A 19,781-nucleotide genomic window follows, 5' to 3' on the forward strand; every position below is an offset into this window, starting at 1 on the left:
GCGAATCCGCAAGCATGACCGACGTCGTCGTGGTCGAGAGCCCGGCAAAGGCCAAGACCATCAACAAGTATCTCGGCCGCGATTTCCGCGTGCTCGCTTCCTTCGGCCATGTCCGGGACCTCCCCCCCAAGGACGGCTCCGTCCGGCCGGAGGAGGACTTCGCCATGGACTGGGAGGCGGATGACCGCGGTGAGCGCCAGGTGCGCGAGATCGCGCAGGCGCTGAAGGGCGCACGGCGGCTGTTCCTGGCCACCGACCCGGACCGCGAGGGCGAGGCGATCTCCTGGCATGTGAAGGACATGCTGGCCCGGCGCGGCGCGCTGAAGGGCGTCGAGGTCAACCGCATCACCTTCAACGAGATCACCAAGCGCGCCATCCAGACCGCGATCGCCGCCCCGCGCGACCTCGATACGCCGCTGATCGAGGCCTATCTGGCCCGCCGCGCGCTGGACTACCTGGTGGGCTTCAACCTCTCGCCGGTGCTGTGGCGGAAGCTGCCAGGGTCGAAGTCGGCCGGCCGCGTGCAGTCGGTCGCGCTGCGGCTGATCTGCGAGCGCGAGGCCGAGATCGAGGCCTTCCGGGCGCGCGAATACTGGACGGTCGAGGCGCGCTTCCAGACCCCCACCGGTGCCCCCTTCACGGCCCGCCTGACCCATCACGAAGGAAAGAAGCTCGAGCAGTTCGACCTGCCGAACGAGGCGGCGGCCCTGGCCGCGAAGCGGGCGGTAGAAGCCGGGCGCTTCGGCGTCGTCTCGGTCGAGAAGAAGCGCGTGCGGCGCAACCCGCCGCCGCCCTTCACCACCTCGACCCTGCAGATGGAAGCGTCCCGCAAGCTCGGCCTCGGCGCGCAGCAGACCATGCGCCTGGCGCAGCAGCTCTACGAAGGCGTGGACATTGCCGGCGAGACGGTGGGCCTGATCACCTACATGCGGACGGACGGCGTGCAGATGGCCCGCGAGGCGATCTTCGCCATCCGCGACCACGTCAAGGAAAGCTTCGGCGGCGACTACGTGCCGGGCGCGCCGCGCGAATACCAGTCCAAGGCGAAGAACGCGCAGGAAGCGCATGAGGCGATCCGCCCGACGGACGTCACGCGCACGCCAGAGCAGGTCGGGCCGTTCCTCGATGACCGCCAGCGCCGCCTCTATGAGCTGATCTGGAAGCGTGCCGTCGCCAGCCAGATGCAGTCGGCCGAGCTAGACCAGACCACGGTCGAGATCGCGGACGGGCCAGGAAAGACGCGGCTGCGCGCCACCGGCTCGGTCGTCGCCTTCGACGGCTTCCTGCGCCTTTATCGGGAGGACGAGGACGACCGCGCGGCCGACGCCCGCGCGGGCATCGCGACGGCCGCCGCCGACGATGACGACGAGAAGACGCTGCCGCCGATGCGGGAAAAGGACCCGCTGAAGACCGGCGCCGTCGCCGCCACCCAGCATTTCACCCAGCCGCCGCCGCGCTACTCGGAGGCGACGCTGGTGAAGAAGCTGGAGGAGCTCGGCATCGGGCGCCCCTCCACCTATGCCTCGATCCTGCAGGTGCTGCAGGACCGGCAATATGTCCGCCTGGAGAAGCGGCGCTTCCTGCCGGAGGATCGCGGGCGCCTCGTCACCGCGTTCCTCGAATCCTTCTTCGAGAAATACGTGGACTACGGCTTCACCGCGGGGCTCGAGGAGAAGCTGGACGACATCTCCGGCGGGCGCGCCGACTGGCGCGCGGTGATGCGCGCCTTCTGGGAGGATTTTTCCGCCGCAATCGCCGCGACCACCGACCTCAAGATCAGCGACGTTATCGACGCGCTGGACGAGGAGCTGGGGCGGCATTTCTTCCCGCAGAAGGCGGACGGCTCGGATGGCCGTGTATGCCCCGCCTGCGCGAATGGCCGGCTTGGGCTGCGGCTGGGGCGGCAGGGCGCCTTCATCGGCTGCTCGAACTACCCCGAATGCCGCTACACGCGGCCGCTGGCGGTGCCCGGGGCCGAGGCCGAAGGCGCGGCAGGGCTCAACGAAGGCCAGCGCGAGATGGGCGTGGACCCCGCCACCGGCCAGCCAGTGACGCTGCGGCGCGGCCCCTACGGGCTCTATGTGCAGCTCGGCGAGGAGACGGAGCAGGACGGCAAGAAGGTGAAGCCGCGCCGCGCCAGCCTCACGCGCGACATGAACCCCGAGACGCTGGACCTGCAGGCCGCCCTCGGCCTGCTCTCCCTGCCGCGCGTGGTCGGACGCGACCCCGAGACGGGGGAGGAGATCACCGCAGGCATCGGCCGCTTCGGGCCCTATGTGCGGCTGGGCAACGTGTATCAGTCGCTCGAGCCCGGCGATGAGGTGCTGACGCTCGGCATGAACCGCGCGATGGAGTTGCTGGCCAAGGCGCGCGCCAAGGTTCGTCTGGTGGGACAGCACCCGAAGGACGCGCAGCCGGTGGAGATCCGCAAGGGCCGCTTCGGTCCCTATGCCCTGCACAGCGGCATGGTCGCCAACCTGCCGCGCGGCATGGAGATGGAAGCGGCGACGCTGGACGAGGTGGTCGCGTTGCTCGCCGAGAAGGGCAAGGCGCTGCCACCGCGGGGAGCCAAGGGCGCGAAGGGCAAGGCGAAACCGGCTTCGCGCAAGGCGGCGGCGCCGGATGGCGAGGAGAAGCCGAAGGCGGCGCCACGGAAGGCCGCGGCGAAGAAGGCGCCGGCGCGGAAGCCCGCGGCGAAGAAGCCGGCCGCGAAGACCGCCACCCGCAAGGCGAAATAGGATGCCGCGCCGCGGGCCGCCGAAGAAGGGGCATGCCGCGCGGAAGCGGGTTCGGGCGACACCCGAAGGTCGCGCGGCCCCTCCCGCAGCCGCGGGAGACGCGAAGCGGTTCGAGCATACTGCCGCGAAGGCACCTCGGCGGAAGCCGAGGGGCGAAAAGGGCGAGCCGCGGCTGCCCAGCCGCGAGGAACTCCGCGCCTTCCTCCGCGACGCGCCGGGCCGCGTCGGCAAGACCGAGATCGCCCGGCATTTCGGCCTGACCACCGAACAGCGCCCGGCGCTGCGCGACTTGCTGCGATCGCTGAAGGAAACCGGCCAGGCCGCGCCCGCCGGCCGCCGCGGCTTCGCCGCACCCGATCGCCTGCCCGACATGACCGTGGTGGAGGTCGTCGGCACCGACGCCGATGGCGACGCCATCGCGCGCCCGGTGCAGTGGGACAAGGCAAACGGGCCGCCCCCCGCCATCTTCATGCGCCCCGAGGCGCGCGGCCAGCCCGCCCTCGCGCCGGGCGAGCGCGTCCTCGCGCGGCTGAAATTCCTCGGCGGTACGAAATACGAAGGCCGCACCTTCAAGCGGCTCGCCGGCAGCGGCGCACCCGCCCGCATCCTCGGCGTCTTCGAGGAAGGCAGGATCATCCCGACCGACCGCCGCCAGCGCGCCGACTGGATGGTCTCGCCCGCCGACGCGAACGGCGCCGCCGCGGGCGACATCGTGCTGGCCGAGCCCCTGCCCCAGCACCGCGCCTTCGGCCCGCGCCCGGCCCGCATCGTCGAGGTGCTGGGCCGCATGGGCGAGCCGCGCAGCGTCTCCCTCGTCTGCATCCACGCCCACGGCATCCCGGACATCTTTCCCGCCGAAGCGGTGCAGGAGGCCGAGCGCGCCAAGGGAGTGACCGTGCGCGGCCGCGAGGATCTGCGCGGCATCCCCCTCGTCACCATCGACGGCGAGGATGCCCGCGACTTCGACGATGCCGTCTTCGCCGAGCCCGACGGGCATGGCTGGCGCGTGCTCGTCGCCATCGCCGATGTCGCCCACTACGTGAAGCCGGACTCGGCCCTGGACCGGGAGGCCTGGGCGCGCGGCAACAGCGTGTATTTCCCGGACCGCGTCGTGCCGATGCTGCCCGAGGCGCTCTCGAATGGCTGGTGCAGCCTGCGGCCGAACGAGAATCGTGGCTGCCTGTTCGTGGAGATGCGCTTCGACAGGGCGGGCACCAAGACCGGCCACCGCTTCGGCCGCGGCCTGATGCGCAGCGCCGCCCGCCTCACCTACGAACAGGTGCAGGCCCACCACGATGCCGGCACCGATCCCGAAGGGCTGGAAGCCGGCCACGTCCAGAAGCTCTACGGCGCGTTCCGGGCGCTGCTGTCGGAGCGCGAGCGGCGCGGCACGCTGGATCTCGACGTGCCGGAACGCCGCGTACTGCTCGACTCCAGGGGCAATGTCCAGGCGGTGGTCCCGCGCGCCCGTCTCGACAGCCACAAGCTGATCGAAGAGTTCATGGTCGCCGCGAATGTCTGCGCGGCGGAGGAGCTGGAGCGGCTGCGCCAGCCCTGCATGTACCGCGTCCATGACCGCCCCAGCGACGAGAAGCTGGAAGGCCTGCGCCAGTTCCTGCAGGGCCTCGGCATCAAGCTGGCGCCGCGCGACCGCATCCACCCGCGGGACTTCTCCCAGGTGCTGGAGCTCGTGAAGGACCGGCCGGAGGCGCGGCTGGTGAACGAGGCGGTGCTGCGCGGCCAGTCCCAGGCGGCCTACAGCCCGGACAATATCGGCCATTTCGGCCTGGCGCTGGCGCGCTACGCCCATTTCACCAGCCCGATCCGGCGCTACGCCGACCTGCTGGTGCATCGCGCTCTGGTCAACGGCCTGAAGCTCGGCCGCGACGGCCTGGCGGAGGAGGAGGCCGCGCGCTTCCCCGACACGGGCGAGCACATCACCCAGACCGAGCGCCGCGCCGCCATGGCGGAACGCGATGCGGTGGACCGCTATCTCGCCGCCTGGATGGCGGACCGCGTCGGCGACATGTTCGATGCGCGAATCAGTGGGGTGACTCGATTCGGTCTCTTCGTGACTGTAGAGGCGAATGGCGCGAGCGGAATCGTCCCGCTGGCGTCCTTGCCGGACGACCGATGGCAGCTGGATGGAGCCGGGCACGCGATGACCGGCCAGAGAACGCGCCTCACCTTCAGCCTCGGCCAGGCGGTCGAGGTTCAACTCGTCTCCGCGACTCCGCGCACCGGCGGCATGGTGTTCCGGCTGATGCAGGGCGATCCGCGCGCCGGGCGCGGCCGCAAGCCTCCTTCCCATTCGGGTCGGCGTTCCGGGCCTTCGCGGCGGCGCTGAGCCTCTGGCTTTTCGCGGCGCCGCTGCCGGCGCTGGCGGACGCCGAGGCGTTTCCCCGCCCGCTGGCGCAGCGCGTGATCGCCGAGGCGATGCGCCTCGTGCTGGAGCGTCACCTGGAAGGCGCGGCGATTCCCGACCTGGCGCTCTGGTCCTTGCGCGGCCTGGGCGTGCTCGACCCCCGATTCGACGTCGTCCAGCACGACGGTCAGCTGCGAGTGACGGTGGAGGACAAGCCGCTGGCGGCGTTTCCCCTCGCACGCCTTGCCGCCGCCGCCACACCCGAGGCGGCGGGCACCGCGCTCGGCGAGCTGCTCGCCGAGACCTACGAGGCGGCCTGGCGGGTCTCGCCGGTACTGCGCCGGGCCGGGGCGGACCGGGTGATCGCGTCGGGCTTCGACGAGGTGTTCAACCACCTCGATCCCTACAGCCGCTACGTGACGGCCGCGGAGGCCCGTATCAGCCGCGAGCGGCGGGTCGGCCAGTCCGGACTCGGCCTGCGCATCGCGGTGCGCGGCAACGGGCTGCGGGTGGTCGCCGTCACCCAGGGCGGCCCGGCCGCGGAGGAAGGCGTGCGGGTCGGCGACCGGCTGCTCGCCGTGGACGGCCGGCGCCTCAGCGCCGCCGAGCCCGAGCGGGCCGCCGCCCTGCTCGAAGGGCCGGAAGGCTCGGCGGTGACCCTGACGCTGGCGCGGGGCACGCGCCGCTTCGGGGTGACGCTGGTGCGTGAGCTGGTGGTGCCGGAGACCGTGAGCGTGGAGCGGCGGGACGACATCCTCTGGATCAGCGTCAGCGGCTTCTCCTCCCAGACCGAGGACCGGATCATCGCGACGCTGGTGGAGGGTTTCGACGACCGCCCGCCCCGCGGCGTGGTGCTGGACCTGCGCGGCAACCGGGGCGGGCTGCTGACCCAGGCGGTGGCCGTGGCCGACGCCTTCCTCACCTCGGGCGAGGTTGCGCGCACCGAGGGAAGGCACCCCGATGCGGCCCGACGCTACGTGGCGGGCGGGCGCGACCTGGCGCAGGGCAGACCGGTGGTCGTGCTGGTGGACGGCCGGACGGCCTCGGCGGCCGAGATCGTCGCCATGGCGCTGGCCGCGCGCCACCGGGCCGTGATCGTGGGCAGCGCCACCACGGGCAAGGGCCTGATCCAGCTGGTCGCGCCGCTGGCCAACGAGGCGGAGCTGCTGATCACCTGGTCGCAGGTGGTCTCGCCTTCCGGCTGGCCCGTGCAGGGCCTCGGCGTGCTGCCGGAGCTCTGCACCAGCCTGGGGCCGGAGGCGCTCGCCGCCGGCCTCGCGGAGCTCGCGGCCGGGCGCCCGCCCATGGCGGCGGCGCTGGCCCGGCAAAGGGCGGCGCGGCCGCCGGTGCTGCCTTCGGAGGTGGTCGCCCTGCGCGGCGCCTGCCCGCCGGCCGAGGGCCGGCCGGCCGATCTTGCGGCCGCGCGGGCCCTGATCGACAGCCCTCGCGCCTATGAGACGGCGCTGCGATCCCTGCCGCAGTAGGGCGCTTCGGCGGGCACCCGGTCCGCAGCCCGCCCTTTCGCCTTGACCTGCGGCGGCGCCCGACTATGTTCCGGCGTCCTGCCGGGCCACCGTCGGTGTGCGCGGTGCCCGCCATTTTATCCGCTGGAACCCTGACCATGGCCAAGGCCAACACCGTCCTCATCAAGCTCGTGAGCAGCGCCGACACCGGCTACTTCTACGTGACGAAGAAGAACACCCGGACGGCCACGGGCAAGCTCGAGCTGAAGAAGTACGACCCGGTCGCGCGCAAGCACGTTCCGTTCCGCGAAGCCAAGATCAAGTGATCCCGGCGGGCCTCCGGCCCGCTGCCCGGAACGGCATGGAGAGCCCGGCCCCTGGCCGGGCTTTCGACGTTTGCGGCCCCTTCAGATGCCGACGCGCGGGCGACGGTCGGTGATCGATTCGGGCGGCCAGTCCCGCGTCTCCGCCGCCTGCACCCGGTTCCGGCCGTTGTTCTTCGCCCGGTAGAGCGCCGCGTCGGCGGCGCCGATCACGTCGTCGCATGCGGCACCCGCGCCGCCGGAGGCGACGCCGACGCTCGCCGTGACGCTCAGCGAGTGCCCGTCCACCAGCACCGGGGAGGAGGCGATGGCGCCGCGCAGCCGCTCCGCCACCAGGCAGGCATCCTCGGTGCTGGCACCCGACATCACGACCATGAACTCCTCGCCGCCATAGCGCGCGACGACGTCGGCGGCGCGCAGATGCGCGCGGACGCGCTCGGCCACCTCACGCAGCACGAGGTCGCCCGCGGCATGGCCATAGGTGTCGTTCACCCGCTTGAAGTGATCCACGTCCAGCAGCAGCACTGCGGCCCCGGTGCCGCGCAGCACCGCATCCAGGTGGCGCCGCACGTAGCGGCGGTTGCGCAGGCCGGTCAGCGGATCGGTCACCGCCAGTTCCAGCGACCGGTCGAGTTCGGCCCGCAGCCGTTCCTGGTAGCGCTTGCGGCGGATCTGGTTGCGGATCCGGGCGCGGAGCTCGTTGCTGTCCACCGGGCGCAGCACATGATCATTGGCGCCCAGGTCGAAGCCCCGCAGCACGAGACCCTTTTGCGAGGCATCGGCGACCAGCACCACCGGCACGTCCCGGGTGAGTGTCTCCGCCCGGAGGCGGGAGGCGAAGCGCAGCGCATCCCCGCCATCGGGCGCGAGGCTGATCAGCACCACGTCGGGCAGCTCGCGGCGAATCGCATCCCAGGCGCCGGCGATGTCGGCGGAGGCGCTCGCCTCGACCCCGTCGCGCCGCAGCATGTCGCCCAGCAGTTCCGCCTCGGCCGGCTCCCCGAGCACCAGCAGCGCGCGGGCACCGGCGACGGAGGCGGATGGCCCGGGCGTCGGCTCGAAGCCGAGGTCCCGTGCCGTCTCGGCGCGCAGGCGCCAGGCGTCGAGCACCTGCTTCATGCGCAGCAGGGCTCGCAGGCGCGCGAAGAGCGTGGCGTCGTCCACCGGCTTGGAGAGGAAGTCGTCCGCCCCCGCCTCCAGCCCCCGCACCCGCTCCGCCTGGTCGGTGAGCGCGGTCACCATCACGACCGGGATATGGGCAGTGGCCGATTGCGCCTTCAGCCGGCGGCAGACCTCATACCCGTCCATCCCCGGCATCATGACGTCCAGCAGCACGACATCGGGCTGCCAGCGCTGCACCAGCGCCAGCGCCTCCTGCCCGGAGCCGGCGACGGAAACCTCGTAGTACTCGTTCAGCAGCTTCGCCTCGAGCAGGCGGAGATTGGCGACGATGTCGTCCACCACGAGGACACGGGCGGTCATCGGCGGCCTCGCGCGGGCGTGAGCCGGGGGGCGCGAACGCCCGGGGCCGTCAGCGACTTGTCACGCCACTGACGCCGATGCGTGCGCGCGCTGTCCCGGCGCGCCGGGTAGCGGTGCCGCCTGCCTGTCACGATTCTGTCGAGGAGAACCGCATGTCGGACATCGCCGCGGATGGCCAACGCCCCGCAGAAGTGGGCCAGGGCGAGGGCCGCTCGCATGCCGAGGTCAGGAACACGGGCCTGTTCCTGCGCCGCTGGCTGGCCAATCCGTTGCAGATGGGCTCGGTCATCCCCTCCTCTCCCGCGCTCTGCCGGCGCATCGCGGCGCTGGTCCGGCGGGCCGAGGACGAGGTGGTGGTGGAGCTCGGCGCCGGCACCGGCGTGATCAGCCGCGCCCTGCTCGCCGCCGGCGTGCCGGCCGAGCGGCTGGTCGTGGTGGAGATCGTACGCGACATGGCCGACCACCTGCGCCAGGTCCTGCCCGGCGTGAACGTGATCCAGGGCGACGCGTTCGAGCTGGCGCGCGACCTGCCCGAGCGGCTGCACGGCAAGGTGGGGACGGCGATCTGCGGCATCCCGCTGGTCATGCTGCCGCTGGAGCAGCAGCAGCGCTTCGTCGATGCGGTCGAGGCCGTGGCGCCCGGCAAGGGCTTCCTGCTCTACACCTATTGCATCACCTCGCCGCTGCCGTATCGCAAGCTGGGGCTCACGGCGAAGCGGGAGGCCTGGACACCGCTGAACCTGCCGCCCGCCAGCGTCTGGCGCTACCAGCCGATCCGGTGACGCGGCAAGCCGCAAGGGCATCCTGTTCCTTCCACTCACCCGCGGTGCGAAGAGCCTGAATTTACCATTACGGCGTGCGGGGGGCCATGCCTCTCGCAACCGGGCCGCCCCGCCGGGCGAAGGGCCGGCGGGCGGGGCAGGCCGGTTCAGGCGCTGGCGAGCACGGCCTCCGTGCCGTCGGCGCGGGTGAAGCGCGCCACCAGCCTGGCATGCGGGCTGCGGCGGAGCCGGATCGCCTCGTCCAGCCCGCGCCCGGCCAGAGCGAGGCGCACCGCGTCCACCTCCGGATGCTCGGCCTCGAGCGCGACCAGCCGGACGCCGGAATCAGCCAGCCGCGGCGCGGCACCCTTCCCATCGTCCCACTGGATCAGGGCGGGGATCAGGTTGCTCATGTCCTGGTTCTGCGGCGGCATCGCCATCCGCCAGGAGAGCTTGCCACGCTTCATCGCGCGGATCTCGCCGGCATGGTGCGCGCCGAGGCGCGTCACCACGGCATCCAGCACGGGCGTGCGGGCCACCCAGGCGAGCAGCCGCGGCTCGGCGTCCAGCATCGTGCGCACACTGGGGCTGTCGAGGTCGAAGGGGCGCGGATGCGGCGGCTCGGGCTGGGCGGGATCGGGGGCGATCACCTCCAGGTAGCTGTTCCTGCCCAGGCCCAGCAGCAGGTTGTGCGTGCCCACGCCCTCATGCGTGCCGCCCGGGCCGGGCTTCACGCCGAGATGCGCCTCGATATAGGCGGCCCCCTCCGCGAGGGTGCGGGCGCCGATGACGATGTGGTCGATTTCAGCCATGGATCAGCGTGCCTGGAACTGGGTTGCGCCGAACAGGATCTCCCGCTCGGCTTCGGTGATGCTGCCTTTGCGCTGGCGGTCGGCGAGGACCTGAACGCCGCGCTGCACCGCGGGGCGCGCGGCGATGGCGTCGTGCCAGCGCTTCACGTTCGGATAGTCGGCCAGGTTGATCGCTCGGCGTTCCGGCAGGCGGATCCAGGGGAAGGTCGCGATGTCGGCGATCGAATACTCGGAGCCGGCGAGCCATTCGGCCTCGGCCAGGCGCTTGTCCAGCACGCGGTGCAGACGCCGCACCTCCTTGGCATAGCGATCCATCGCGTAGGGGATGCGCTCGGGCGCATAGGTGTGGAAATGGCCGTATTGCCCGAACATCGGGCCGACACCGCCCATCTGGAACATCAGCCATTGCAGGCAGGCGTAGCGCGCGGCGGGATCCTTCGGGATCAGCGCACCGGCCTTCTCGGCCAGGTAGATCAGGATCGCACCGGATTCGAACAGCGCCAGGCGCTGCCCGCCCGGCCCGTCCGGGTCCACGATGGCGGGGATGCGGTGGTTCGGCGTGATGGCCAGGAACTCCGGGCGGAACTGCTCGCCGGCACCGATGTTCACCGGCACCACCGTGTAGGGCAGCCCGAGTTCCTCCAGCGCGATATGGACCTTGTGCCCATTCGGCGTGGGCCAGGACCAGACCTCGATCGCCATGCCGCCTCCCTCCATGCGATGGCGAGCATGGCCCCGGCGCCGCGCGGCCGTCCAGCCTTGCTGGGGCCTGCTGGACGGCGGGCGGGGGATCGGTGTGTGATCCCGGGTGGACAGGGGATGGCGCCGCATGGGACGCAATGTCGGATCGCTCGACCGGACGCTCAGGATCGGGGTCGGCACGGCGATGGTGCTGATGTGGATCTTCGGGCCGCTCGGCTGGTGGGGCCTGATCGGCTTCCTGCCGCTGGTCACCGGCATCACGGGGGTCTGCCCGATCTATCCGCTGATCGGGGTCAACACCGCCGGCGCGGCACCCGACCGGAGCTGAGCCCTTGATCACGCTGCTGCAGGTTTCCGACGCGCATCTCTCGCCGCGCAGCCCGCTGTTCCGCGGCAACTTCGAGCGCGTGGCGCGTGCCGCCGCGGAGGTCGCGCCCGATCTCGTCGTCGCGACGGGCGATCTTTCGCTGGACGGCGCGGGCGGCGACGCCGACCTGGAATTCGCCGCCGCGGCGCATCGCGGCCTGCCGGGGCGGCTGATGGCCTTGCCCGGCAACCACGATGTCGGCAGCGAGGCGCGGCTTTCGGCGCGGCAGCCGGTGGATGATGCGCGGCTGGCGCGCTGGCGGCGGCATCTCGGCGCGGACCGCGCGGTGCTGGACCTGCCCGGCTGGCGCATCGTCGGCCTGAATTCGGAGGTGATGGGCAGCGGCCATGCGGAGGAAGCGGCGCAGGCCGCCTTCATCGCGGAGGCGGCGGCCGGCGCGGGTGAGCGGCGGATCGCGCTGTTCCTGCACAAGCCGCCCTTCCTCGCCACGCTGGACGAGGCCGCGTGGAATCCCTGGTCCGTCGCGCCGGAAGCGCGCGGCGCGCTGGCGCCGCTGCTGGACCATCCCGGCCTGCGGCTGGTCGCCTCCGGCCATATCCATCTGCATCACGAAGTCCGCCGCGGGCCCGTGCTGCATGCCTGGGCGCCGGCGCTCTCCTTCTATTGCGATCCGGCCGACCAGCCCGGCATGGCCGGCAGCCGCGGGCCCGGGGCGCTGATCCACCGGCTGCATGCCGACCATGTCGAGACCATCACCCTGGCCCCGCCCGGCCTGGAGCCCGTGCTGATCGAAGCCGTGCGGGACCAGACCTACCCGCGCTGATCCGTCGGGCTTCCAGGCCCCTGCCCCCACCGATATAGACCAGCGTGCACACGGAGACGTCGCATGACCGCCTTTCGGACCGTCGCCCAACTGCTCGAACGCGGCGAGGCGCCGCATCCGGCGCTGCGCGCCACCGAGGGCCGCCCGCACCTGACCTATGGCGCGCTGCGCGAGCTGGCACGGAAAACGGTCGCTTCGCTCAACGGCATCGGCATCGGGCGCAACGACCGGGTGGCGATCGTGCTGCCGAACGGGCCGGAGATGGCGGCCGCCTTTGTCGCCATCGCCTGCGCCGCCACGACCGCACCGCTCAACCCCGCCTACCGCGAGGATGAGTTTTCTTTCTACATCGAGGACCTGAAGGCCAAGGCGCTCGTGGTGCTGAAGGGCTCCGAGACGCCGGCCCGCGCAGCTGCCCAGAAACTTGGCGTGCCGATCCTGGAGCTGATCCCGGGCGCCGCCGCGGGCGACTTCACGCTGGAAGGCGGCGCGCATGCCGCGGCGGCGAAGCCCGGCATGGCGGAGGAGGACGACGTCGCGCTGGTGCTGCACACCTCCGGCACCACGGCGCGGCCGAAGATCGTGCCGCTGAGCCACGGCAATGTCTGCGCCTCCGCCCGCCACATCGGCGCATCGCTGTCGCTGACATCGCGCGACGCGTGCCTCAACGTGATGCCGCTCTTCCACATCCACGGCCTGATCGCGGCTGTGCTGAGCTCGCTCGGCGCCGGCGGTGCGGTGGTCTGCACGCCGGGCTTCGACGCGCTGCGCTTCTTCCGCTGGATGGACGAGGAGAAGCCGACCTGGTTCACCGCCGTGCCGACCATGCACCAGGCGATCCTTTCGCGGGCCGAGCGCAACAAGGAGATCATCGAGCGCGTGAAGCTGCGCTTCATCCGCTCCTCCTCGGCCTCCCTGCCCGGCCCGGTGATGGAGCAGATGGAAAAGACCTTCGGCTGCCCGCTGGTCGAGAGCTATGGCATGACCGAGGCGAGCCACCAGATGTGCTCGAACCCGCTGGAAGGCCCGCGCAAGCCCGGCAAGGTCGGCCGCGCCGCAGGGCCCGAAGTGGCCATCATGGATGACGACGGCACCATCATGCCGCAGGGCGGGATCGGCGAGGTGGTGATCCGCGGCCCGAACGTCACCAAGGGCTACGAAGCGAACCCCGAAGCGAACGCGAAGGCCTTCACCAATGGCTGGTTCCGCACCGGCGACCAGGGGATGTTCGACGAGGACGGCTTCCTGATGCTGACGGGCCGCCTCAAGGAGCTGATCAACCGCGGCGGCGAGAAGGTGTCGCCGCTGGAAGTGGATGGCGTGCTCTCCGCGCATCCCGCCGTCGCGCAGGTTCTGTGCTTCGCCATCCCGCATCCGAAGCTCGGCGAGGAAGTGGGCGCGGCCGTGGTGCTGCGCGAGGGCTCCGAATGCACAGAGCGCGAGCTGCGCGATTTCTGCGCGAAGTCGCTCGCCGACTTCAAGGTGCCGCGCAAGGTGGTCTTCGTGCCGGAGATCCCGAAGGGCGCGACGGGCAAGCTGATGCGCATCGGCCTGGCCGAGAAGCTCGGCGTCACGGGCTGAGGGACGCGCGATGAAGCTCTGCGTATTCGGCGCCGGCGCGATCGGCGGCTTGATGGCGGCGAAGCTCGCCGCGAAGGGCGACGCCGAGGTCACGGTGATCGCGCGCGGGCCGCATCTGGCCGCGATGCAGGCCAAGGGCCTGACGCTGCGCAGCGAAGGCCAGGAGAGCGTGGTGCCGGTGCGCGCCGTCGGCTCGGCGGAGGAAGCGGGACCGCAGGATTATGTGGTGGTCACGCTGAAGGCGCATTCGCTGCCCGGCGCGGCGAAGCAGATGCAGCCGCTGCTCGGGCCGGAGACGGCGGTGGTCTCGGCCGTCAACGGCATTCCCTGGTGGTATTTTCACAAGCTTGCCGGCCCGCATGAGGGCCACCGCGTCGAGAGCGTGGATCCCGGCGGCGTCGTTTCCGAACTGCTGCCGCCCGAGCGCGCGATAGGCTGCATCGTCTATCCGGCCGCCGAGGTGCCGGAGCCTGGCGTGATCGAGCACACCTATGGCGACCGCTTCACCCTCGGCGAGCCGGACGGCACCCGCACGCCGCGCATCGCGGCGCTGTCCGAGGCGCTGATCGCCGCGGGCTTCAAGGCGCCGGTGCGCCCGAAGATCCGCGACGAGATCTGGGTGAAGCTATGGGGCAACATGGCCTTCAACCCGATCTCCGCACTCACCACCGCGACGCTCGACGTGGTGATCGCGGATGACGGCCAGCGCGGCGTGGCGCGTGCGATGATGCTGGAAGGCCAGGAGGTGGCGCAGAAACTCGGCGTGCGCTTCGCGATCGACGTGGACAAGCGCATCGCGGGCGCGGCGGAGGTGGGCGCGCACAAGACCTCCATGCTGCAGGATTTGGAGCGCGGACGGCCGATGGAGATCGACGCGCTGCTGGGCGTGGTGGTGGAGCTGGCGGAGCTGGTGGGCGTGGAGGTGCCGACCTGCCGGACCGTGCTGGCGCTGGTGCGCGCACGGGGGCGGGCTGCGGGCTGCTACTGAGGGCGCCCCCTGGGCGTTTCTTGTCCGTAACGGAGTAGTATCGGACATTTTCTTGCAGGAGAACGCCGGTGTTCTTCACCGGCGTTCTCCTGCAATTTCTCTGTTCCGCAAGCACGACAAATTCGCTAACGGATCCTTGCCGCTGCGCTGAAGCCTGCCGGCCGCCCCTGAGCGTGGGCGGACGGCCACCGGAAGACCCGGATCGGCTTTCGCCGCATCGGCGGAGCCCGTTGCACCATGTCGCAGACCATCCCCGGCACCCCGAATGCCGACACGCTGCCGGGTCGCGCCGACCTGCCGGACGAGATCTATGGCGATACCGGCGACGACTCCCTGACCGGACTCAGCGCCGGTACGGGCGGGACGGACCGGCTGTTCGGGGAGGACGGCAACGACACCCTCGTCACATCCGGCAGCGGCTTCGGCCTGCTCGATGGCGGCGAGGGCAATGACAGCATTGTCGCGGGCGCGTCGGGCATCGACAGCGGCGTGGGCGGGGCGGGCAACGACACGCTGATCGGCGACGCCGGCGCCGACTACCTGACCGGCGACGACTACGACATCTTCGGGGCGGGACCCTCCACCAGTAGCGGCAACGACGTCATCGATGGCGGCGACGGAGACGACGTTATCAGCGGCGGGCCGGGCAACGATACGCTGGCGGCAGGCAGGTCCGACACCGGGCCGCGCGATCACGACCAGGTCTTCGGGGGCGACGGCAACGACGTGCTCGCGCTGGAAGGCACGCCGCAATTCTACGCGGCCCCTCTCCTGTCGAGCTTCCTCGTCAACTTCCTGGGCATGGGGCCCGGCAGCGGCTTCAGGGCGGAGGTGGTGGACGTCGAGCAACTCGCCTTCGGCGTGACGGCGCAGGACCTGGCGAACGGGGCCGTGCCGCTCACGCTGGTCGACTGGTCCGCGATCTACGAGGGCAGCTCTGCCTCCGGCATCGGGCGCGCGCATTTCTCCTACAGCGACACCGTGCAGGGCGCGGCGGGCACGCAGGAGGTCGCGATCAGCATCGCTGCCCTGCTGGCCAACGACTTCGACCCGGATGGCGACACGCTGACCTTCGATGCGATCCTGCCCGTCGCCGGGCCGGGGATCGCCTTCTTCTCCGTGCTGCGCGATGCCGCAGACATCGCCAACGCGGGCTACGAACCCGCCGAGTTTCCGGAAGGCCTGCTGCTGGCAGTCCTCGACAACCCGCTGACCGCGCCGCTGCGCTTCACGTACCGCACGCAGATGGAAGCGAACGGCTTCGTCGAGCTCGGCAGCACTGCGACCGTCACCATCGAGCCGGTCACGGCTCCGCCCGAGGCGCTGGACGACGTCGTGCGCGGCACCATCGGCGGCACGATCGTCATCCCCTTCGCGACGCTGCTGGCAAACGACCGTGGTGTGAGCGTCTCCGACGGCGCCTTCTTCAACGACGGCACCTTCATGCTCAGCATCGATCGGTCCGCGGAACTCTTCTACCTCACGGATTACCGCACGGCCGCGCGAACCGTCAGCTTCCAGTACGACGCCCAGGACACGGACGGGACCTTCTACAGCGCCTCCGTGCAGGTCACCCTCGCCAACCGAGTGCCCGTGGCGACGGACCAGACGCTTTACGTCCAGCCAGGCGTCGCCAACAGCTTCGACTGGGGGCCCATCGTCCGCGCGCCCGGCAATGCCGATCCGGATGGCGATCCGGTCACCCTGGCCTTCTACAACGGCAGCGGCACGGGGCCGTTCGGAACGCTGGCCGGCTTCGGCAACAATGACCTCGGCGGCATCACCTTCACGCCGGTGGCCGACTACGCCGGCGGCTTTTCCATTACCTACGGCATCATCGACCAGCCCGACCTCGGCGGCGCCCAGCCGACCTTCCCGTATCCGAGCGCGACACTGCGATTCGAGATCGCCGAGCCGCTGGAGGCGAATGCCGACACGATCCGCTGGAGCTTCGGGAAGACCGGCGTTCTGCCGGTCTCCGTGCTGCTCGGCAATGACGGCGGCAGCAGCCTGCAGCTCGTGAGCCCCGGCGCGGGGCCGGCTGATTTCGTGCTGACGCAGCTCGGGCGCGGCTTCTTCGGTCAGGAGATCGTCACGGGGTCGGGCATCCCGGGCGTCATCGGCTACGAGGCTGATCCGAATGCACAGGCGATCCCGTATCAGGACGAGGCCACCTACGCGGTGCGCGACGTCCTCGGCAACGTCGCCGCGGCCACCGTCACCATCCTGGTGGACAACACCGCGCCCGAAGCCGGCGACTTCGCGCTGACCCTTGCGCCCGGCGAGGTCATCACCCTGGAGATGCTCGAGGACGCGACCGTCGACGCGGATGGCGATGCGGTGCGCCACACCGGCTTCGGCAACTTCGTCGGCAGCTTCGAGGCGGTCCTCGACCCCGCCACCAACGAGACGCTGGGCTATCGCGTGTCACCCGATGTCGGCGGCAGCACCGGCAGCTTCGTCTACTTCATGGAGGACGACAGCGGCGCCGGCGGCAACACCGACCTCGGCCTGATCACCGTCACCTTCGCACCGACGGTCTACCGCCTGACCGGCAGCGGCTTCACCGTCGAGGAAGGCACGGGCACCGACGGCCAGTACTTCTTCACGATCGCGCGCAGCGGCGTGCTGGACCAGGCCACGATCTTGTTCAGCATCGCCCCTGCGCTCGCCGGCGACAGCGCCGAGGAAGACGACACCCGCGGCGGCTTCGAGCAGAACACGCAGGCGCAGTACACCTTCGCAGCCGGCGAGGCGGAGGCGCAATTCCTGATCCTGATTACCAGTGATTCGGTGGCGGAGGCGGACGAAGGCTTCACCGTCACCATTGACGGCCCGACAGGCGGCAATCCCGGCGCGGTGGACCCGCGCAACGCGCTGATCGAGGTGACGATCCTGGACGACGACGCGCCGGGCACGGGCGTGGTGTATTTCGATCCGCCGACGGTCGTCAGCGCGGCCGAGGGCGACCTGCCCGGCTCCGCGCAGGGCGGGTCCATGGTCTTCCGGCTGGTGCGCAGCGGCGACCTCTCGGGCAGCGCGACCGTCACCTTCTCGGTCGGCGGCGAGCTGAGCGGCGTCGCCGCGACGTCGGACGATGTCGGCCTCGTCGCCGATGGCGGCGACGGCCTCGGCACCGGCTTCGGCATCTACACGGCGACCTTCGACCCAGGCCAGGACGCGACGAACATCACGATCTTCGCGCTCGGCGACGTGCTGCCCGAGGCCGACGAGAGCATCCGGCTGACCATCCTCTCGGCCAGCGGCGCCGCCCTGTCCACCACGCAGGCGCTGAACGCCACCGGCACCGTCACCAACGACGACGCCTACCCGGAGATCGCGCTGTCAGCCGCCAGCGCCGGCAGCATGCCGGAGGGCGACGCCATCGGCGGGCAGTTGCAGTTCGTCATCACCCGCACCAGCGACCTCGCCTACGCCTCGGTCGTGACATTCTCGGTCGGCGCGGGCGCGGGCGGCACCACCGCCGACGACGTCGCCACCGTCGCCGATGGCGGCACAGGCCTCGGGGCCGGCTTCGGCAACTTCACGGTCACCTTCGACCCCGGCCAGGCCGATCGGACCATCACCGTCATCGCCGCCGGCGACACCGTGCCGGAGGCCGACGAGGGCGTGGTGCTGACGCTGCTCTCCGCCACCGGGGGAATGCTTTCCGCCACCGGACCGCTGAGCGCCACCGGCACCTTCACCAACGACGACATCTACCCGGAAATCGCGCTGTCCTCCGCCAGCGCCGGCAGCGTGCCGGAGGGCGACGCCATCGGCGGGCAGTTGCAGTTCGTCATCACCCGCACCGGCGACCTCGCCTACGCCTCGGTCGTGACATTCTCGGTGGGTGCCGGCGCGGGCGGCACCACCGCCGACGACGTCGACACCGTCGCGGATGGCGGCACAGGCCTCGGCGCCGGCTTCGGCAACTTCACGGTCACCTTCGACCCCGGCGAGACGGAGCGCATCATCACCGTGATCGCCACCGGCGACGCCGTGCCGGAAAATGTCGAAGGCATCGTGCTGACGCTGCTCTCCGCCACCGAGGGCACGCTGTCCGCGACCGGCCCGCTCTCGGCCACAGGCACCTTCGTCAACGACGACGTCTATCCGGAGATCGCGCTGTCCTCCGCCACCGCCGGCGTTGCGCCGGAGGGCGATGCGACCGGCGGGCTGTTGCAGTTCGTCATCACCCGCACCGGCGACCTTGCCTACGCTTCGGTCGTGACATTCTCGATCGGCGGCAGCGGCGGCACCACCGCCGACGACATCGCCACCGTCGCCGATGGCGGCACCGGCCTCGGCAACGGATTCGGTACCTTCGAGATCACCTTCGGCGCCGGCGAGACGCAGCGCTTCGTCAACGTGCTCGCCGCCGGCGACACGCGGCCGGAAGCCGACGAGCACGTGGTCCTGACACTGCTCTCGGCCAGCGAGGGCACCCTGTCCACCACTGGCCCGCTCTCGGCCACAGGCACCTTCGTCAACGACGACGCCGGCAACCAGGCGCCCGACGACATCACGCTTTCGGACCAGCGGGTGGCGTCCTACCTGCCGCCAGGCAGCCTGGTGGCGCGGATCACGGCGACCGACCCGGACGCGGGCGACAGCGTCTCGCTGTCCTTCGCGCCGGGCGGCAACCCGCGCGGCTTCTTCGCCATCGACGGCGATGCGCTGGAGATCGCGCGCCCCCTGCCCTTCACCAACGGTGCGCTGCTGAACCTGACGTTGCGCGCGACGGACCTCGCCGGGGCACCCCATGACGAGACCTTCGTCGTCGAGGTCGGCCGCGACCGCAGCGGCACGCCGGCGGTCGACCGCATTGTCGGCAGGAACAGCGACGACCGGCTGCGCGGCCTCGATGGCAACGACGTGCTGCTGGGACGCGACGGGGACGACCTGCTGAAAGGCGGCCCCGGGGACGACTTTCTGGCCGGCGGCGAGGGTGCGGACACGCTGCAGGGCGACGCCGGAAGCGACCGCATGCTTGGTGGCGCCGGCGCGGATTCCATCTCGGGCGGGGCCGGCCTGGACGTGATCAGCGCCGGTGAGGGCGCGGACACGGTGATCGGCGGCGCTGACGGCGGCACGGCCATCCTGCGGGGGCCGGCCGGCGCGCAGCAGGTGCTGCTCACCGACCAGGACTACATCGATCTCCGCGGGCCTGGATCGGCGCTGCCCGATGGCGACCCGGACCTGCTGATCTATGTCGTCGGAACGGACGGCGTGGATCTGGTGCGCGGCTTCGAGGCCGGGCGCGACGCCATCCGCATCACGCTCAACGGCGACAGCCTGGCGGTGCGGGAAGTGGCGAACGGCACCTGGATCGGCTTCGCCAACGACCCTGGTGGCATTCTGCTGTTCGGCGTCACAGGGCTCGTGCAAGGCACCGACATCCTGGTCGGCTGA

General features: G+C 71.2%; 13 protein-coding genes. 10 read left to right on the top strand and 3 right to left on the bottom strand.

The window, feature by feature from the left end; translation table 11 throughout:
- Nucleotides 1-14: 14 nt before the first annotated feature.
- From topA to rpmG, 4 genes are all read left to right on the top strand, one after another.
- Entirely contained in the window at nt 15-2,738 is a 2,724-nt protein-coding gene (gene topA / locus DFH01_RS15220) for a type I DNA topoisomerase (RefSeq protein ID WP_109871292.1), read from the top strand.
- A gap of 1 nt (nt 2,739) precedes the next feature.
- On the top strand, nt 2,740-5,085 hold the full coding sequence (rnr, locus tag DFH01_RS15225) for a ribonuclease R (RefSeq protein WP_109871293.1): 2,346 nt from the start codon (nt 2,740-2,742) through the stop codon (nt 5,083-5,085).
- A 74-nt stretch (nt 5,086-5,159) separates the two neighbouring features.
- The gene (locus DFH01_RS15230; RefSeq protein WP_109871294.1) at nt 5,160-6,587 is read left to right on the top strand and encodes a S41 family peptidase; all 1,428 of its coding nucleotides are present in this window, start codon (nt 5,160-5,162) and stop codon (nt 6,585-6,587) included.
- 137 nt (nt 6,588-6,724) lie between these two features.
- Nucleotides 6,725-6,892, top strand: a complete 168-nt coding sequence (gene rpmG, locus DFH01_RS15235) for a 50S ribosomal protein L33 (protein ID WP_109871295.1) — start codon at nt 6,725-6,727, stop codon at nt 6,890-6,892.
- A gap of 81 nt (nt 6,893-6,973) precedes the next feature.
- Here rpmG and DFH01_RS15240 read toward each other — a convergent pair whose 3' ends face one another.
- Entirely contained in the window at nt 6,974-8,371 is a 1,398-nt protein-coding gene (locus DFH01_RS15240; RefSeq protein ID WP_109871296.1) for a PleD family two-component system response regulator, read from the bottom strand.
- A gap of 152 nt (nt 8,372-8,523) precedes the next feature.
- Between DFH01_RS15240 and DFH01_RS15245 the strand changes: the two genes are divergently transcribed.
- Complete coding sequence (locus DFH01_RS15245; RefSeq protein WP_233256126.1) at nt 8,524-9,153, top strand: class I SAM-dependent methyltransferase; 630 nt, start codon at nt 8,524-8,526, stop codon at nt 9,151-9,153.
- A 146-nt stretch (nt 9,154-9,299) separates the two neighbouring features.
- Here the strand turns inward: DFH01_RS15245 and DFH01_RS15250 are convergent, their stop codons facing one another.
- Together DFH01_RS15250 and DFH01_RS15255 are read right to left on the bottom strand one after the other, a co-directional pair.
- Nucleotides 9,300-9,944: a VOC family protein gene (locus tag DFH01_RS15250; RefSeq protein WP_109871297.1), complete on the bottom strand. Its 645-nt coding sequence runs from the start codon at nt 9,942-9,944 to the stop codon at nt 9,300-9,302.
- 3 nt (nt 9,945-9,947) lie between these two features.
- Nucleotides 9,948-10,646: a glutathione binding-like protein gene (locus tag DFH01_RS15255; RefSeq protein ID WP_109871298.1), complete on the bottom strand. Its 699-nt coding sequence runs from the start codon at nt 10,644-10,646 to the stop codon at nt 9,948-9,950.
- 127 nt (nt 10,647-10,773) lie between these two features.
- Between DFH01_RS15255 and DFH01_RS15260 the strand changes: the two genes are divergently transcribed.
- The 5 genes from DFH01_RS15260 to DFH01_RS15280 all read left to right on the top strand — a co-directional run bounded on the left by DFH01_RS15260 (nt 10,774) and on the right by DFH01_RS15280 (nt 19,781).
- Nucleotides 10,774-10,974 carry a YgaP family membrane protein gene (locus tag DFH01_RS15260; RefSeq protein WP_109871299.1) on the top strand — a complete coding sequence of 67 codons (201 nt, stop codon included), beginning with the start codon at nt 10,774-10,776 and terminating at the stop codon, nt 10,972-10,974.
- Nucleotides 10,975-10,978: 4 nt separating this feature from the next.
- The gene (locus tag DFH01_RS15265) at nt 10,979-11,797 is read left to right on the top strand and encodes a metallophosphoesterase family protein (RefSeq protein ID WP_109871300.1); all 819 of its coding nucleotides are present in this window, start codon (nt 10,979-10,981) and stop codon (nt 11,795-11,797) included.
- A 63-nt stretch (nt 11,798-11,860) separates the two neighbouring features.
- Nucleotides 11,861-13,378 carry an acyl--CoA ligase gene (locus DFH01_RS15270; protein WP_109871301.1) on the top strand — a complete coding sequence of 506 codons (1,518 nt, stop codon included), beginning with the start codon at nt 11,861-11,863 and terminating at the stop codon, nt 13,376-13,378.
- 10 nt (nt 13,379-13,388) lie between these two features.
- Entirely contained in the window at nt 13,389-14,366 is a 978-nt protein-coding gene (locus tag DFH01_RS15275; RefSeq protein WP_109871302.1) for a 2-dehydropantoate 2-reductase, read from the top strand.
- Nucleotides 14,367-14,603: 237 nt separating this feature from the next.
- A complete protein-coding gene (locus DFH01_RS15280; protein ID WP_109871303.1) occupies nt 14,604-19,781 on the top strand; it encodes a Calx-beta domain-containing protein in 5,178 nt (1,725 codons plus the stop codon).

Source organism: Falsiroseomonas bella, from assembly GCF_003173615.1.
GTDB lineage: Bacteria > Pseudomonadota > Alphaproteobacteria > Acetobacterales > Acetobacteraceae > Falsiroseomonas > Falsiroseomonas bella.